At 72.4% G+C, this 16,144-nt stretch carries 18 protein-coding genes and 2 tRNA genes; 12 read left to right on the plus strand and 8 right to left on the minus strand.

Annotated features, from left to right (window positions below; genetic code table 11):
- Positions 1 to 22 precede the first annotated feature (22 nt).
- Genes AB0F62_RS14435 through AB0F62_RS14480 form a run of 10 tightly spaced genes read left to right on the plus strand, consistent with a single transcriptional unit; the run spans position 23 to position 8,125 of the window.
- Positions 23 to 286 (plus strand): acyl carrier protein, encoded by a 264-nt coding sequence (locus AB0F62_RS14435; RefSeq protein WP_361797213.1) that lies wholly within the window; start codon positions 23 to 25, stop codon positions 284 to 286.
- The gene (locus AB0F62_RS14440; protein WP_361797216.1) at positions 283 to 954 is read left to right on the plus strand and encodes an SGNH/GDSL hydrolase family protein; all 672 of its coding nucleotides are present in this window, start codon (positions 283 to 285) and stop codon (positions 952 to 954) included. Before AB0F62_RS14435 ends, AB0F62_RS14440 begins: the two co-directional genes overlap by 4 nt.
- The gene (locus AB0F62_RS14445) at positions 951 to 2,507 is read left to right on the plus strand and encodes a GMC family oxidoreductase N-terminal domain-containing protein (protein ID WP_361797219.1); all 1,557 of its coding nucleotides are present in this window, start codon (positions 951 to 953) and stop codon (positions 2,505 to 2,507) included. Before AB0F62_RS14440 ends, AB0F62_RS14445 begins: the two co-directional genes overlap by 4 nt.
- Before the next feature lie 32 nt (positions 2,508 to 2,539).
- A complete protein-coding gene (locus AB0F62_RS14450; protein WP_361797222.1) occupies positions 2,540 to 2,884 on the plus strand; it encodes a hypothetical protein in 345 nt (114 codons plus the stop codon).
- 46 nt (positions 2,885 to 2,930) lie between these two features.
- The gene (locus AB0F62_RS14455; RefSeq protein ID WP_361797225.1) at positions 2,931 to 4,205 is read left to right on the plus strand and encodes an acyl-CoA dehydrogenase family protein; all 1,275 of its coding nucleotides are present in this window, start codon (positions 2,931 to 2,933) and stop codon (positions 4,203 to 4,205) included.
- 30 nt (positions 4,206 to 4,235) lie between these two features.
- Positions 4,236 to 5,153 (plus strand): hypothetical protein, encoded by a 918-nt coding sequence (locus AB0F62_RS14460; RefSeq protein ID WP_361797228.1) that lies wholly within the window; start codon positions 4,236 to 4,238, stop codon positions 5,151 to 5,153.
- Positions 5,150 to 6,007: a ThiF family adenylyltransferase gene (locus tag AB0F62_RS14465; protein ID WP_361797231.1), complete on the plus strand. Its 858-nt coding sequence runs from the start codon at positions 5,150 to 5,152 to the stop codon at positions 6,005 to 6,007. The genes AB0F62_RS14460 and AB0F62_RS14465 overlap by 4 nt, the downstream gene beginning before the upstream one ends.
- 9 nt (positions 6,008 to 6,016) lie before the next feature.
- Entirely contained in the window at positions 6,017 to 6,940 is a 924-nt protein-coding gene (locus AB0F62_RS14470; RefSeq protein ID WP_361797234.1) for a diiron oxygenase, read from the plus strand.
- On the plus strand, positions 6,937 to 7,323 hold the full coding sequence (locus AB0F62_RS14475; RefSeq protein WP_361797237.1) for a DUF4873 domain-containing protein: 387 nt from the start codon (positions 6,937 to 6,939) through the stop codon (positions 7,321 to 7,323). The genes AB0F62_RS14470 and AB0F62_RS14475 overlap by 4 nt, the downstream gene beginning before the upstream one ends.
- 28 nt (positions 7,324 to 7,351) lie before the next feature.
- The gene (locus tag AB0F62_RS14480) at positions 7,352 to 8,125 is read left to right on the plus strand and encodes a dienelactone hydrolase family protein (RefSeq protein ID WP_361797240.1); all 774 of its coding nucleotides are present in this window, start codon (positions 7,352 to 7,354) and stop codon (positions 8,123 to 8,125) included.
- A gap of 72 nt (positions 8,126 to 8,197) precedes the next feature.
- On the opposite strand, the gene AB0F62_RS14485 is transcribed toward AB0F62_RS14480, so the two are convergent.
- A tRNA-Ala gene (locus AB0F62_RS14485) sits at positions 8,198 to 8,270 on the minus strand.
- 148 nt (positions 8,271 to 8,418) lie between these two features.
- Between AB0F62_RS14485 and AB0F62_RS14490 the strand changes: the two genes are divergently transcribed.
- Positions 8,419 to 9,693: a glycosyltransferase 87 family protein gene (locus AB0F62_RS14490; protein ID WP_361797243.1), complete on the plus strand. Its 1,275-nt coding sequence runs from the start codon at positions 8,419 to 8,421 to the stop codon at positions 9,691 to 9,693.
- Positions 9,694 to 9,842: 149 nt separating this feature from the next.
- On the opposite strand, the gene AB0F62_RS14495 is transcribed toward AB0F62_RS14490, so the two are convergent.
- From AB0F62_RS14495 to AB0F62_RS14520, 6 genes are all read right to left on the minus strand, one after another.
- A tRNA-Ala gene (locus AB0F62_RS14495) sits at positions 9,843 to 9,915 on the minus strand.
- Positions 9,916 to 10,033: 118 nt separating this feature from the next.
- Entirely contained in the window at positions 10,034 to 10,687 is a 654-nt protein-coding gene (locus AB0F62_RS14500) for a histidine phosphatase family protein (protein WP_361797324.1), read from the minus strand.
- Entirely contained in the window at positions 10,684 to 11,121 is a 438-nt protein-coding gene (gene rsfS, locus AB0F62_RS14505; RefSeq protein ID WP_361797246.1) for a ribosome silencing factor, read from the minus strand. Before rsfS ends, AB0F62_RS14500 begins: the two co-directional genes overlap by 4 nt.
- Positions 11,122 to 11,206: 85 nt before the next feature.
- On the minus strand, positions 11,207 to 12,970 hold the full coding sequence (locus AB0F62_RS14510) for an LCP family protein (protein WP_361797249.1): 1,764 nt from the start codon (positions 12,968 to 12,970) through the stop codon (positions 11,207 to 11,209).
- Between the two features lie 37 nt (positions 12,971 to 13,007).
- Entirely contained in the window at positions 13,008 to 13,589 is a 582-nt protein-coding gene (gene nadD / locus AB0F62_RS14515) for a nicotinate-nucleotide adenylyltransferase (protein WP_361797252.1), read from the minus strand.
- Between the two features lie 34 nt (positions 13,590 to 13,623).
- Positions 13,624 to 13,782, minus strand: coding sequence for a hypothetical protein (locus tag AB0F62_RS14520; RefSeq protein WP_018556595.1), 159 nt, complete (start codon positions 13,780 to 13,782; stop codon positions 13,624 to 13,626).
- A gap of 145 nt (positions 13,783 to 13,927) precedes the next feature.
- Between AB0F62_RS14520 and AB0F62_RS14525 the strand changes: the two genes are divergently transcribed.
- Positions 13,928 to 15,055, plus strand: a complete 1,128-nt coding sequence (locus AB0F62_RS14525) for a M48 family metallopeptidase (protein ID WP_361797255.1) — start codon at positions 13,928 to 13,930, stop codon at positions 15,053 to 15,055.
- On the opposite strand, the gene AB0F62_RS14530 is transcribed toward AB0F62_RS14525, so the two are convergent.
- A complete protein-coding gene (locus AB0F62_RS14530; RefSeq protein ID WP_361797258.1) occupies positions 14,970 to 16,112 on the minus strand; it encodes a hypothetical protein in 1,143 nt (380 codons plus the stop codon). The genes AB0F62_RS14525 and AB0F62_RS14530 overlap by 86 nt on opposite strands.
- Positions 16,113 to 16,144: the final 32 nt, after the last annotated feature.

A 16,144-nucleotide genomic window follows, 5' to 3' on the forward strand; every position in this document is an offset into this window, starting at 1 on the left:
CCTCTCAGAAAGTGAGTTCGGCATGTCCAACGAGTCCACACGCGCCAAGGTCCGCGAGATCGTCGGCGAGATGAGCCCGAGCGGCAAGCGGGACGTCGCCCCCTCGGACCTCCTGGTGGAGGACCTCGGCTATGACTCCCTCGCCGTGATCGAGCTGTCGCTGCAGATCGAGTCCGCCTTCGGCCTCAGCTCCGTGAGCCAGGGGACGGTGCCCGACATCACCACCGTCCAGGACGTCGAGGAGCTGGTCGTGCAGGCCCTCGCCACCCCCATCGACGCCGCGTGAGCGCCGCCGTGACACCGACGAGGGAACGCGCCGACCGGCACTGCCTGGCGGAGGACGCGGCCGCGGAGCTGCTGCGCCCCGCGCCCTGGCAGCGGTTCGCCGTGATGGGCGACAGCTTCGCCCAGGGCGTGGGCGGCCCGTGCCCCGGCTACGCCGACGTGCCCTGGCCCGAGCGGGTCGCGGGCGCCCTGCGGGCCACCCGGCCGGGGCTGGAGTACCTCAACACCGGCGAGATGGGGCTGCGCACCGCCCAGGTGCGCGAGACCCAGCTGGAGCGGGTGCTGGCGTTCCGCCCCGACCTGGTGAACGTCGCCTCCGGCGGCAACGACCTCTTCGTGCCGGAGCCCGACCTGGACGCGGTCGAGGCCGACCTCGACGCCATCTACCGGGCGCTGCGCGAACAGAAGGCGCACATCTTCGCCTTCACGGTCGCCGACATCTTCGACGCCTTCCCCGAACTGGCCGAGTTCCGCACCAGGATCGCCGCGCTGAACGAGCGGATCAGGGCCGTGGCCGGCCGCTACGGCGCCACCGTCGTGGAGATGGAGCGGCATCCGGTCCGGAACGAGCCCACGTTGATGAGCGGGGACGGGATCCACTTCTCGATGCACGGGCACGCGGTGCTCGCGTCCGAGATCGTCCGCAACCTCGCGCAGGACATCGCGTGACCGGGCCCGCCGCCTCGGTCGCCGGCGCCGACTACGTCGTGGTCGGCGCCGGCTCGGCCGGCTGCGTCCTCGCCGCGCGGCTGAGCGAGGACCCCTCGGTGCGGGTCGTCCTCGTCGAGGCGGGCGGACCCGACCGCAAGGCGGAGATCAGCATCCCGGCCGCGTTCCCCAAGCTCTTCGGCACGGAGTACGACTGGGCGTTCTCCACCGCCCCCCAGCCGGCCCTGGGCGGCCGTGAGGTCTTCTGGCCGCGGGGCAGGACCCTGGGCGGCTCCTCCTCGCTCAACGCCCAGATCTGGACGCGCGGTCATCGCGCGGACTACGACGACTGGGCCGCCGCCGGCCTCACCGGCTGGGGCTTCGCCGAGGTGGAACCGTACTTCCGGCGGGCCGAGGAGACCCTGGGCGTCCGGCACCTGCGCGATCCCAACCCGACCACCGCGGACTTCCTCGCCGCCTGCGCCAAGGCGGGCGTCCCCCCGATGGGCGACACCGAGTGGACGGCGCCCGAGGGCTGCGGGCCGATCCGTGTGACCCAGCGCAACGGCCGCCGCTGGAGTACCGCCGACGCCTATCTGCGCCCCGCCCTCGGCCGGGACAACCTGACCGTCCTCACCGCCGGGCAGGCCCGGCGGGTCGTGCTCGACGGCACCCGCGCGGTCGGCGTCGAGGTCGCCACGCCGGAGGGCGTACGGACGGTGGCGGCGGCCCGCGAGGTGATCCTCTCCGCGGGCGCGGTGGGCAGCCCGCACCTGCTGATGCTGTCCGGCGTCGGCGACCCGGAGCACTTGCGCGCGCACGGCGTCCCGGTCGCCGTGGAACTGCCGGCGGTGGGCCGGGGGCTGAGCGACCACCTCTTCGCGCCGCTCGCGCTGGCCGCCCGCGAACCGGTCTCGCCGGGCATCGGCGACCAGGCCGAGGACGTGATGCGGTACTTCCGCGACCGCACCGGCAAGCTGAGCTCAAACCTCGCCGAGGCCGTGGTCTGGCTGCGCACCGACGAGCGGCCCGGGGCCCCGGACGTCGAACTGCTGTGGATGCCGGTGCCGTTCCTCGACCACGGACGCGGCGACCCCGGGCACGGGGTGACGCTCAGCGTCGTCCTGCTGCAGCCGCAGAGCCGCGGCCGGATCACGCTGCGCTCCGCCGACCCGGCCGCGGCGCCCCTGATCGACCCCGGCTATCTGACCGACCCGGGCGGGGCCGACCTGGCCACGCTGACCGCGGGCGTCCGCCGGGCCCAGGACATCCTCCGCCGGGAACCGCTGGCACCGTGGCTCGGGGAGCCGCTGGTGGCCGGGGTCCTGGACGATTCCGCCGACGCCGTGGCCGCCCTCGTGCGACGCCACGCGGAGACGCTCTACCACCCCGTGGGCACCTGCCGCATGGGGGCGGACGAGGCGTCGGTCGTGGATCCCCTGTTCTGCGTGCGGGGGACAGCGGGACTGCGCGTCGTCGATGCCAGCGCACTTCCTGTCGTCCCCCGCGCGCACACCCACGCCCCGACCGTGATGCTCGCCGAGCGCGCGGCCGACCTGCTGCGCACCGCCTGATCCGAGCCCGACGAACCGAGAGGCCATCCGCCATGACCGTGGACCACCGGACGCTGTTCGGCGCCCTGCTCGCCGACGACGACTTCACCGCCAAGCTGAAGGACCGCGGTCTCTCGCTGTTCTTCGTCCAGCCCGAGCCCGGCGCCGCCGTCTTCGTCTCCTCCGACGGTGTGGTGACGGGCGAGCCGCCCTTCCCTCCCACCCTGCGCTTCGAGATGGGGCCGGACACCGCCCACGAGGTGTGGAGCGGCCGGCTGCCGCTGATGAACGCCGTGGTGGAGCGCCGGCTGACCATCAAGGGCCCGGTCGCCCAGGTCCGGCAGCTGGCCGACCTGCTGCCCGCGGTGGGCGCCAAGTACGCCGAGCTGTCCGCCTGACCCCCTCCGTGACGCGTTCGACGACCGTACGACACCGAAGAAAGGCATGACCGCCATGACCGCCGCCGTCAGCACCGGCATCGTGACCAATGCGCCGACCCTGTCCGACGCGGCCGCCCTCAGCGCGGCCGCCATGCCCTCCCTGTTCACGCTGCCGCCCGAGGTGGAACGGCTGCGCGACGAGGTCCGCGAGTTCGCGCGCACCGTCGTGCAGCCCCGGGTGCTCGACAACGACCTCGCGCCGCACGACGACTTCGACTGGGAGATCGTCCGCGAGGGCCACGAGCTCGGGCTGCTGCGGATGACCCTGCCCCGGGAGTTCGGCGGCCGCGGCGTGGGGGTGCTCGGTGTCGCCGTCGCCCTGGAGGAGCTCGCCGCCGTCTGCGCCAGCACCGCGCTGATCTTCGGCGCGTCGCTGCTCGGCCAGAGCAGTGTCCTCGCCTCCGGCGACCCCGACCTCCAGGCCCGGTTCATCCCCGGGTTCCTCGGCACCGAGCCGGTGCTCGCCTGCAACGCCATCACCGAGGAGGTGGCCGGCTGCGACCTGCTCATCCCGGAGAACTCCCCGCACGCGCAGGAGGTGACCACCGCCCGCCGGGAGGGCGACACCTACGTCCTCAACGGCGTCAAGCGGTTCATCACCAACGGCAAGGTCGCGCAGTGGTGCACCGTCTTCGCCAACCTCGAAGGACATGCCGGGGCGGACGGCCTGACCACCTTCGTCGTCCCGCTGGACAGCGAGGGCGTGACCCGCGGCCCGGTCGCGGACAAGATGGGCTACCGCGCCTGCCTCGGCACCACCCTGGTCTTCGAGGACGTCCGCGTGCCCGCCGCGAACGTGGTGCACGGCGAGGGCAACGGCTGGAACTTCCTCACCATGCAGTCCAACCAGGCCCGCACCACCGTCGCCGCGATCTCCACCGGCGTCGCTCGGGGCGCGTTCGAGATCGCCAGGCAGTGGTGCGGCGAGCGCGTCCAGGCCGGGGTGCCGCTGTACCGGCACCAGTTCAGCGCGCGCAAGCTCGCCGAGATGTCCGTGAAGATCGACGCCGCCCGGCTGCTCTACCTCCAGGCCGCCCACCAGGCCGACAACATGCTGCCCGCCCCCACCTACGGCCCGGCCGCCGCCAAGCTCTACGCGGACCGGATCGCCATCGAGGTGGCCGAGGAGGCCATGTCGATGCTCGGCGCCCGCGGCTACTGCCGCGAGTACAACGTCGAGAAGTTCGTCCGCGAGTCCTTCGGGGCCCGCATCTACGAGGGCACCCCCGAGGTCCTCGCGCTGGCCGTCACGGGCGCGCTCTACGGCCACCGCGCCTGATCCACGATCCGCCAGGGGGGAGTCATCGCGATGGAACGCACAATCGAACGGGCCCGGAGCACCGACGTCTACGCCTCCGAGGTGCAGATGGTGCACAGCCTGACCAGTTTCACGGGGCTCGCCGCCCAGGTGCCCGCGGACAGCCTCCTCTACCACTGCGAGCGGCCCGGCGGCCCGACCGTCCTCGCCGTGCGCAACGACGGGCTGCCGGAGCCGTACCGCCACGGCATCTACGGCTTCCGGCTCGCCCAGTACCTCCGCCTGAGGTTCGCCAGCGCGGATCTCGCCTTCCAGCGCTCACTGGTGACCGAGCCCCACGGCGGCCACCGGAACGAGATCCATGTGCTCGCCCTCGACGCGCCGAGCGGCGCGATCCTGCGCTATCTCTCGCTGGTCGGCTCGACCGACCCGGTGCCCCGGCACCTCAAGGACCCGGCACGGGCGCTCTTCCCGTGCGAGGTCGCCCACGGGGTCAATCTCTTCGAGCACGTGGAGTGCGACGGGGACCTCGACACCAGCCGTGTGTGGGAGGTCAAGCGGCTGGTGCACCGCGCCGAGGAGAATCGTTCCAGCGCTGATGCGCGGCTCCGCCTGACGCTGGAGCTGATGCTCGGCTTCTACACCGCGCTCGGCCGGATCGAGCCGGCCCCCGAGGTGCTCGTGGGGGACGGCGAGGAGGGCATCGCGATCCGCAGGCTGCTGCGCAGCCTGAAGGACATCACGGTGCTGGAGGGCACCCGGCCCTCGCTGCCCGCCGACGACCTGATGTTCCCGCTCTACACGCAGCGCGACGTGGTGAAGCCCTTCGTGGCGCGGGCTCCGCACGGCGAGGAACTGCAGCGACTGATCCGACACATCGACCGCGCCCTGTCCGACCGCGATCCGCTGAACGCCCTCAAGGGCCTGGTGGAGACGGTCGGCGGCCGCCTGCGGAGGGTTCACGTATGACCGGCATCCACACGACCGCGCCCGTCCCGGTCGGCGCGGCGACCGCCGCCACGGGGACGGACGGCGCCCCCGACGCGTTCTACGCCGCGTTCACCGAACGCAACCGCGGGCTGATCCCGGACGCCGCGCAGCGGGCGCTGCGGACGGCCGTGGTCCTCGTCGCGGGGTGCGGATCGACGGGCGGGGCGGCCGTCGATCCGCTGACCCGGCTGGGCGTCCAGCACTTCGTCCTCGCCGAGCCCGGCGCGTACGAGCTGAACAACCTCAACCGCCAGCACGCCGCGCACGCCGACATCGGCCGCAACAAGGCCGAGGTGGCCGCCGAGCGCGTCCGCGCGGTCAATCCGCACGCGGTCGCCGAGGTGCGCCCGGAGGGGATCCGGCCCGAGAACGTGGCGGCGCTGCTGGGCGGTTGCGACATCGTCGTCGACGGCGTCGACGTGACCACCCCGGAGGGCTGGCACGCCAAGTACGCCCTGCACGCCGAGGCCGCGGCCCAGGGCCGGCCCGTCGTCTCCGGCTACGACATGTCCGGCACCCAGTACATCCGCTACTACGACTACCGCCTCGGGCTGCCGCCGCTGGCCGGCGAGGTCACCGCGGAGCAGGTCGCCGCCGAGTCGGTGTGGGAGCTGCTGCTGCGGATCGTGCCGCGCGAGCTGGTGCCCGAGGACCTGCTGGCCGATGTGCGCGCCCACCGCGACGAGCCGGACTACAGCGTTCCGCAGCTGGTCTACACCTCGCTGCTCTTCGGCGTTCTGACGGCCCGTTATGTCGTCGAGGTGCTGGCCGGCCGTCCCGTCCGCGAGGCGCTGTCGCTGGACGTCCACCAGATTGTCCGACCGCAGTCCTAGGAGGAAGAGATGACGTCCGAACTGCTCAAGCCCGATCTCAAGGCCGATCCGGTCGCCCGCCAGACGAAGAAGGCGGCCCAGCTGCTCGTCGCGTCCGCCCGGCACTCGTACGACCCCATGGTGGACATCGACTGGGACGCGCCGCTCGTCGAGGGCAAGTGGTTCCTCGCGGAGAAGCGCTGCTCGCTCTACGGCACCGAGCTGTGGGACTCGCTCGGCGCCGAGCAGCGGATGCTGCTCAGCCGCGAGGAGCTGGCCGCCTCGGTCGCCGTCGGGGTGTGGACCGAGCACGTCCTGCTCCACCTGGTCTCCCGGTACGTCTACAAGCGCGACGTGTCGACCCCGCAGGTGCAGTTCGCCCTGACGGAGGTCGCGGACGAGGTCCGGCACATGATCATGTTCGCCAAGCTGGTGGAGAAGATCGGCGCCGAGATCTACCCGACCCCGCCGAAGACCCTCCGCAGCGGCCTGCTGCTCAAGACCTTCGCGCCGGTGCCGGCGCTGTGGGCACTGATCCTGCTCACCGAGGAGTTCTTCGACCGCTTCCAGCGCGAGCAGTCCAATGACGAGACCATCCAGCCCGTCGTGCGTGCGGTCGCCCGCATCCACGTGGTCGAGGAGGCCCGGCACATCTCCTTCGCCCGCACCGAGCTCGAGCGGTTCGTGCCCACCCTGTCCAAAGCCCGGCTCGGCGCCCTGCGCAGGCTGCTCGCGGGGATCGTCGCCGGCATGCGCAAGGACCGCTACAACCCGCTGATGTACCAGCGGGCCGGGCTCGACCCGAAGACCGCGATCGCGGCGGCCCGCGCCAACCCCAACAACATCGAGAACGCGAAGTACGGGGGCCAGCGGATCGCCGCGTACTACCGGCAGATCGGGCTGATCGGCGGCCCGACGGAGAAGGTCTGGCGCGAGGCCGGCTGGCTGTCGTGACCGCCCACCGCCACGAGTCGGACCACGGGCCCCACCACGACCACGGCCCCGACCACGACAACGTGCCCGACCACGACCACGACGAGGACGGCTACGCCGGACCGGCCACCCTGCTGGTGGCCGGCCGGACCCTCGACGTCGAGATCCGGCTGACCGGCTACTTCCAGCCCCTCGACGGCCGCTACCACTGGTACGGCCGGCTGGCCCCCGACGCGCGGCTGTCCGCGCTGGTGGCCGGCCGGCCGGTCCCGGTCACCGTGTGTACCCCGCACGGCCGGGCCGAGGGCGAGCTCTCCGACCCCGACCTGTGGCAGCGGATGCGGGTCGAGGGCACCAGCACGCCCCCCTTCACCGCCATGGCCACGCCCGGCCTCGAGAACTGACCCGCGAGAACCCCCAGGGAGCCGCACCATGTGCTTCGACGCCGATTCCGCGCCTCCGGTGCCCCACGGGCCGCAGGCCCTCGCCCGGGACCACCGGATCACGCTCACCGCGCGGGACGGAACCCGCTTCGCCGCCTTCGAGGCCGTACCGGAGAACCCCTCCGGCCTCGGCGTCGTCATCCTCCCCGATGTGCGCGGGCTCTACCGCTTCTACATCGAGCTGGCCCGGCGCTTCGCCGAGCACGGCCACCACGCGGTGGTCGTGGACTACTACGGCCGCACCGCGGGGGTGGGCGAGCGCGACGCGGACTTCCCCGTGAGCGAGCACATGGTGCGGCTGACCCCGCGCGGCCTGTACGACGACCTGTCCGCCGCGGTGGCGCACCTGCGCTCCCCCGAGGGCGGCGAGCGGCGCCGGATCGTCACCGCCGGTTTCTGCATCGGGGGCCGGCTGGCCGTACTCGCGGGCACCAAGAGGGCGGGCCACGGCCTCGCCGGGACGGTGGGGTTCTACTGCTGGCCCGCCCCCGGCCCTGACGGCGCGCCCGGCCCCACCCAGCGGGCGGGCGAGCTGACCGCTCCGGTGCTCGCGCTGATGGCGGGTGACGACCCCGGCATCCCGCAGGGGCACGTCGACGCCTTCGAGCGCGCCCTGGCCGAGGCGGGGATCGAGCACGAGGTGGTCACCTACCCCGGAGCCCCGCACAGCTTCTTCGACGTGAAGCAGGGCGACCACGTCGACGCCTCGGCCGACGCCTGGCGCAGGGTGCTGGCCTTCGCCGGGCGCGCGGCCGCCGGCTGAGACCGCCGCCGCGGAACGCGAAGAGCCCGTCCGATCGAGGCGATCGGACGGGCTCTCGTCACACTGTGGAAGTGGAGCTACGGGGATTCGAACCCCGGACCTCTTGCATGCCATGCAAGCGCTCTACCAACTGAGCTATAGCCCCGTGCTGTCGTTCCCCCGGGTTCCCCCGGCGACCTGGCATACATTACACGGCCATGGGGGCGGTTCGCCAAATCCATTCCTGGCCGACGCGACAGGGCTCCCGGTACTGTCGGCTGACCCCTCCCCGACCGAGAGCGGAGCAGGCCGCCGTGACCGCGACACAGCCCAGGGCCGCCGCCGAGGACGCGCCCCGGACCCTTCCGGCGCGGCGGGCCGTCCTCGTCGCGGCACTCGCCTGCCTGGTCTCCTTCACGGCCTTCTGGGCCGCCCAACGCGCCGCGCACGTCTCGATGATCGACCTCACCGTCTACCGGGCCGAGGGCTGGACGGTGCGCAAGGGCGGGGACCTGTACGCGATGCGCGTCACCCACGCCCAGCTGCCCAACACCTACCCCCCGTTCGCCGCGCTGCTCTTCACGCCGCTGACACTGCTCGGCACCGGTGCCTGCCGGATCGCGGCGACCCTGCTCAACCTGGGCCTGCTGGCGGCGCTCGGCCATCTGTCGCTCCGGCTGGCCGGGCTGCCGCGGCGGCTCCCCCCGGCGGCGGCCGCCCTCGGCGTGGCGGCGGCGGCCGTGTGGTGCGAGCCGGTGTGGACGACGCTGCGGTACGGGCAGATCAACCTGCTGCTCGCGGTCCTGGTGCTGTGGGACCTCACCCGGCGCGGGAACCGGGCGGCCGGGATCGGCATCGGCATCGCCGCGGGGATCAAGCTGACCCCGCTGCTGTTCGTGGTCTTCCTGGCCGTCGGCGGAGCGGCGGTGGCCTGGCGGCGGCGGGAACGGTGGAACCCGTGGCTGCGGCAGGCCGCCGTGGCGTGCGTCACCTTCGCGGCGACCGTGGGCGTCTCCGCGCTCGTGCTGCCGCGCGACTCGGGTCGCTTCTGGACCGGGGTGGTCTTCTCCGCCGACCGCGCCGGCCATGCCGAGGACACCGCCAACCAGTCCCTGCGGGGAGTGCTCGCGCGGGCGCTGCACACCGGCGACCCGGGCGGCTGGTGGCTCGTCACGGCCGTTGTCGCGGCCTGTGCGGGCCTGGCCGTCGCCACGGCGCACCTGCGGGCCGGGGAGCACGCCTGGGCGGTGCTGTGCTGTGCCGTGACGGGGCTCCTGGTCAGCCCGGTCTCCTGGTCGCACCACTGGGTGTGGGCGGTTCCCCTGGCCGTGTTCCTCGCCGGACGTGCCCCGCGCGGCCGCCGGCCCGCGCTCCGGTGGGGCGGAGCCGCGCTGTTCGGCCTGGTCTTCTGCTCGTACGCGCTGTGGCTCACGCCGCACGGCGACGGGGTCTCACGTCCCGAACTCCACCAGTCCGCGGCCCAGATGGCCCTCTCCGCGGTCTACCCGGCCGCCGGGGCGGCGTTCCTGGGCCTCGCGGCGGTCGTCGCGTGGCGCGGCCGGAGAGACCCCGCCCCGGCCCCCGCCTGAGCCGTCCGGCGCGGGGCCGGCCCCCAACAGGACCATGGGGCAGGCCACTTCGCGCCGCCTCGGTCGTTCACCGGCCCGCGCGCGGCACGGCGGCGGGTGGAACGCGAAGATCCCGCCTCCCCTGGGGGAGACGGGATCCGGTGCTTCTGTGGAGCTACGGGGATTCGAACCCCGGACCTCTTGCATGCCATGCAAGCGCTCTACCAACTGAGCTATAGCCCCGCTGTCCTCGGGCTTTCCGCCCTCCGAACGAGAAGAAGCTTAGCCGGTCGGGGCCGGATTCCTGAAATCGGCTCCGGGCCGGCTCCGGACCGGCCCCGCCCCGGGCGTCCGGGACCCGTCAGTCGTCGTCGCCGAGCACCGGCTCGGGCAGGGTGCCGGCGTTGTGCTCCAGCAGCCGCCAGCCGCGGGCGCCCTCGCCGAGAACCGACCAGCAGGTGTTGGACAGCCCGCCGAGCGCCTCCCAGCTGCGCGGGTCCAGCCCGAGGAGCCGCCCGATGGTGGTGCGGATGGCACCGCCGTGGCTGACGACGACCAGGACACCGCCGTCGGGCAGCTTGTCGGCCGCGGCGACCACCACGGGGGCTGCCCGGTCGGCGACCTCGGTCTCCAGCTCGCCGCCGCCGCGGCGCACGGGCTCGCCGCGCTTCCAGGCCGCGTACTGCTCGGCGTACCGCTCGGTGATCTCCTCGTGGGTCAGGCCCTGCCAGACGCCCGCGTAGGTCTCCCGCAGCCCCTCGTCGTAGGAGATGTCCAGGCCCGTGACGGCGGCCAGCTCGGCGGCGGTGTCGGCGGCCCGCTGCAGGTCGGAGGAGACGATCGCGTCCGGCTGCAGGGCGGCCAGCAGCCGGGCCGCGCGCTTGGCCTGCGCGACGCCGGTGGAGGTCAGCGGGATGTCCGTGGAGCCTTGGAAGCGGCCCTCCACGTTCCAGGAGGTCTGGCCGTGCCTCCAGAAGACGACGCGGCGGCCGCGACCTCGCGCGTGCCCGTTCAGATCAGCTCTCCGTCCTCGTCGGCGGCCGCGGTGGCACGGGCGTGCTCATCGGCCTTGCCGCGGGTGGCGACGGCGTCCTTGGGCAGCTCCAGCTCGGGGCAGTCCTTCCACAGCCGCTCCAGCGCGTAGAAGACCCGCTCCTCCGAGTGCTGGACGTGCACCACGATGTCGATGTAGTCGAGCAGGACCCAGCGGCCCTCGCGCTCGCCCTCGCGGCGCACCGGCTTGACGCCGAGCTCCTTCAGCAGCCGCTCCTCGACCTCGTCGACGATGGCCTTCACCTGGCGGTCGTTGGGCGCGGAGGCCAGCAGGAACGCGTCGGTGATGGAGAGGACGTCGCTGACGTCGTAGGCGATGATGTCGTGCGCGAGCTTGTCGGCTGCCGCCTGGGCGGCGGTCTGGATGAGCTCGATGGAGCGGTCCGTGGCGGTCACAGGTGCGGCTTTCCGGTCGGGGACGTCGTACGTCCAGGGTCTCACGGACCGCCCGCGGTCCCCGACCGGTTATGCGCCGCCCCGGTCAGCCGATCTTCGGCGGGGCGTAGTCCTGACCGAGGACGACCGTGATGTCCGCGTTGGAGGGGACGGTGCCCTTCTTGGCCACCTTGGCGGACAGGCCCAGCGTCTTGGCCAGCTCCTCCGCGTTCGCCTTCTGGTCGGCGTCGGCGTACAGGACCTGCGAGGCGGCCTGGGTGCCCGCGGTGGCGCCGGAGACGAAGGTGTAGCCGCCGCCGACGATCTGGACCTGGGCCTCGCCGGTGTTGTCGGCGACGCCGGAGCCGTTCCGCAGGACGACCCGGGGGATGCCGTCGGAGTCGGTGTTGGTGACGGTACCGCCCAGCACCTTCTTGACCACCTCATCGGTGGCCTTCTCGCTCAGCGTCCCGTCGGGCTGGACCGGCAGCGTCTCGGTGGCGTAGTCGCCGCCCTTGGCCTCCTCCGACAGCGCGGCGAGGCTGCTGCCGAGGTCCTTCTCGGTCAGCGGGGGCTCGATGACCTGGTTGAGTCCCTCGATGGTCTTGGTGGCCAGGTCCGAGTCGCTGTACATCTTCTTCAGCATGGCCTGGACGACCTGCCCGAAGCGGGCCAGCTGCTTGTCCGCCGCCTCGCCCGGCCCCCGGTACGTGGCGTAGGCGACGGCCGCCTGGCCGCCCAGTTCCTGCTGCCTGCCCGGCTTGACGAGGGTCTTGTCGTCCTTCTTCTTGCCGGCCTTCACCGTGGCGTCGGTGTCGACGAGGATGCCGCCGAGGGACTCGACGAGGTTGTCCAGGTAGGGGGTGTCCAGCCGCCAAGTGCCGCTGATCTTGGTGCCGAGCAGGCTCTCGAGGGCTTCCCGGGTCGGGGCGGAGCCGTTCTCCACCACGGACTTGCCGAGCGTGGTGCCGCCCCCGTCGTCGGCGCTCACGGCGAGTGAGTTGGGCAGCAGGATCGTCGTGCCCTTCTTGGTGGTCGAGTTGTTGACCAGCAGCGCGGTCGAAGTCGTGTCACTGCCCACCGGGCGCAGGTGGAGCACGATCACATCGCGCTTCTGGCCGCCCGCGGCCTGCTGGGCGGTCCCGGCGTCCCCGCCGAGGCCCGGGATCTTGCCGGCCTTCCACAGGTAGCCGACCCCGCCGACGGCGGCCAGCGCCAGGACGACGACCAGGGCGACCACGCGGTTGCGGCCGCGGCGCCTGGCCTCCTCGCGGCGCTCGGTGCGCGACTCGGTGAACTTCAGCCAGTCGATGACCTCTTCCGACTCCTCGGCCTCCTCGTCCACGAAGGAGAACTGGCCGGTGTGGTAGTCGGATTCGGCCGCCGGGGCATGCCCTGCGGCGGGCCGGGCCGGGGGCTCCTCGTACGCGGGCTGCCGCTGGGCCGGAGGCGCCTGCGGAGGGGCTTGCGGAGCGGCCTGCGCAGGCGCGGCCTGATCCGGTGCCGCGGGCTGCCGGCCGTACTGCTGCTGCTCGTAGTACGGCTCCTGGTACTGCGGCTGCTGCGGGATCCAGCCCTGATACTGCTGGGTCTGCTGCGCCTGCTGGGCCGGCTGCTGCGGCGGCGGCTGGTACTGCTGCGGCTCCTGCGGGTAGTACGGCTGCCCCTGGTACCCCTGCTGGTCCTGGTAGGGCTGCTGGGGGGACTGCTGGGCGTACGGGTCGTAGGAGCCGTACTCGTTGCCGTACTCACCCGCGTAATCGTTTGCGTAGTCACCCCGCTGCTGTGCGTAGGGGTCCTCTCCGTAAGGGTCCTGACCGCCCTGCTCGGGTGTTCCCTCGGCGTATTGCCATCGGGGGTAGTCGTTCACTGGGGACCCCTCCAGTTGCCGATCAGCCGCTGATCACTTACCGGTACAGCCTGCGTTTGTCGATGTAGCGCACGACGCCGTCGGGCACGAGGTACCAGACCGGCTCCCCCTTGGCGACCCGATGACGGCAGTCGGTCGAGGAGATCGCCAGCGCGGGCACCTCCACCAGGGAGACCCCGCCGGCCGGGAAGCCGGGGTCGGACAGGGTGTGCCCGGGGCGGGTGACGCCGATGAAGTGCGCCAGCGAGAACAGCTCCTCGGCCTTGCGCCAGGAGAAGATCTGGGCCAGCGCGTCCGCCCCCGTGATGAAGAACAGCTCCGCCTCGGGGTGCTCGGCCCGCAGATCGCGGAGCGTGTCGATGGTGTACGTGCGGCCGCCGCGCTCGATGTCACTGCGGCTGACCGAGAACTGCGGGTTCGACGCGGTGGCGATCACCGTCATCAGATAGCGGTCCTCGGCCGCCGACACCTTCTGGGCGCTCTTCTGCCAGGGCTGGCCGGTGGGCACGAAGACCACCTCGTCCAGCTGGAAAAGGTGCGCCACCTCGCTGGCCGCCACGAGGTGGCCGTGGTGGACGGGATCGAACGTCCCACCCATCACACCGATTCGCTTCTTCATGCGGATAGACCCTACCCGCATCGCCTGATCGCGCTCAGCGGTCGCGGTTGAAGCGGGTGGTGATGAAGAGCAGGAGCAGCAGCGCGAAGAGCGCACCGCCGCCCGTGAGGTACGGGCTGAGGCTCTCGTGGTTGCCGCCACCCTCGCCCTCGGCGAGCGTGGTCAGGACGGCTGCGGTCGCGTAGGAGGTCATTCGGCTGATCCCTTGATGGCTTTGAGGAATGTCGGCGGGCGGAAGAACTCGGCAACATCGTACGGGCGGTCGGGGCGGAACTTCGCGGTGGCTCCGCGCGTCCTTACTGAGGACGCGACGGGCGAGCAGGGGGGCGGGGACGCATATGTCCGGTCCGAACGATTCGAGCGGTGTGAACGGCGGAGCGGACGGCGGGAAGCGGCTGCCCGGGCGCAACCGGCGGCGCTTCGAGGGCATCTCCTCGCGCGCGTACGAACACCCGGCGGACCGTTCCGCGCTGGTGGCGCTGCGCAAGCTCAGCGGATTCGACACCGTCTTCAAGGCGCTCAGCGGCCTGCTGCCGGAGCGTTCGCTGCGGCTGCTGTTCCTCTCCGACTCGGTGCGCGTCGGCGACCAGCAGTTCGCGCACCTCCACGACATGCTGCGGGACGCCTGCTACATCCTCGACCTGCCCAAGGTCCCGGCGATGTACGTCACCCAGGACCCGCGGCCCAACGCGATGTGCATCGGCCTGGACGAGCCGATCATCGTCGTGACCACCGGGCTGGTGGAGCTGCTGGACGAGGAGGAGATGCGGGCCGTCGTGGGCCACGAGGTGGGCCACGCCCTGTCCGGCCACTCCGTCTACCGCACGATCCTGCTCTTCCTCACCAACCTGGCGCTGCGGGTCGCCTGGATACCGCTCGGCAATCTCGCGATCATGGCGATCGTCACCGCGCTGCGCGAGTGGTTCCGCAAGTCGGAGCTGTCCGCGGACCGCGCGGGACTCCTGGTCGGCCAGGATCTGCAGGCCTCGATGCGCGGCCTGATGAAGATCGCCGGCGGCAACCACCTGCACGAGATGAACGTGGACGCCTTCCTGAAGCAGGCCGAGGAGTACGAGGAGTCCGGCGACCTGCGCGACTCCGTGCTGAAGATCCTCAACGTGCTGCCGCGCAGCCACCCCTTCACCACCGTGCGGGCCGCGGAGCTGAAGAAGTGGGCCGCGAGCCGCGACCACCAGCGCATCATGGACGGCCACTACCCGCGCCGCAGCGAGGACCGGGACACCTCGGTCTACGACTCCTTCAAGGAATCCGCGAGCCATTACGCCGAAACGGTGAAGACGAGCAAGGATCCGCTGATGAAACTGCTCTCCGACATCGGGTCGGGGGCCGGCGACATGGGCGGCCGGCTGCGCGACCGCTTCACCGGGACGTCGGGCTCGGGCGCAGGCTCCGGGTCGTCGGCGCGCTCGCCGAAGGACTCGCCGGACTCCCCGCCGGAGAACTGAGCCCCGGCCCGGCCGGAGCCGGGGCGAGCAGTCCGCACACCGAGCCGATCGGGTGGCCGTGGTCGTACGGGTCGACTCCCGGCTGCACGGGCGGCCGCTGCCCGGCCAGCAGCGGCAGGAAGTGCGCCACCGGGGCGCTCACGCAGGACAGCGGGCCGGCCTCGACGGCCGCCTGCAGCAGTTCGACGTGCTTGTCGCGCAGGTCCTCGCGGTCGAAGCGCAGCCGCATCTCGCGCCGGACGGTGAACAGGGAGGCCTGGCCGCTGCCCCCGGTGGCGGCCTGCACGACGTAGACCAGGGTGTGGTCGGTCACGACCTCCAGCGCCTCCCCCGCCTCGGCCACGGCCATGGTGCCGCGCACCTTGACCTCGTCGTCGGCGAGGGCGACGCGGGTGGGGTCGAAGCGCACCAGCCAGCCGGTCGCCGCGTGGCGCCCGTCGTCGGCGGGCCGCTCCAGGCTGTGGTCGAACTGGTCGAGCTGCCCCGGGTCCAGCATCGTGCGCACCGTGCGGATGTCCCCGCCGGTCAGGGCGGCGGGAACGGCGGAGGAGGCGACCAGGTACTCCTTGGCGGAGAGCAGGGCCTGCATGACCTGGCTCTCGCTGAAGTGAGCGGTGCGGCGCGCGGGCGGCAGCGTGTAGCCCGCGCCGCCGGCCCGGTAGGTGTCGGCGCGCTGTCCGGCGAAGGGCTGCGACCGGTCCACGGCGGCCACCGCGGCCGTGGGGGTGAGCGGCAGCAGGGTGATCCGCAGCGGTTCCGCCACAGGCGGGGCGGGCGGGGCGTACGGATTGCGTATGCCCAGGTAGACGGCGGTGCCGAAGGCCACGGCGATCAGGAGGACGAGGACCAGGGCCTGCCGCGGGGCCCCGCCGCGGGCCCAGAAGCGGCGGGTGCGGACCGAGCGGGCGGAGCCGTCCAGCCGCTCCCGCGCGGAGAACTCCTGTATTCGGGCAGCGCGGACGAACGATTCGTCGAAGACGACGGATCGGTACTCGTCCTCACCACTTCCCGGGGAGCCCTCGGGGTTCCCCTCCGGTGGGTCACCAGGCCCTGCCATACAACAAGCGTAGGTCTGTCAGGGCCCTTTAA

This window comes from Streptomyces sp. NPDC026673 (assembly GCF_040638135.1).
Lineage (GTDB): Bacteria > Actinomycetota > Actinomycetes > Streptomycetales > Streptomycetaceae > Actinacidiphila.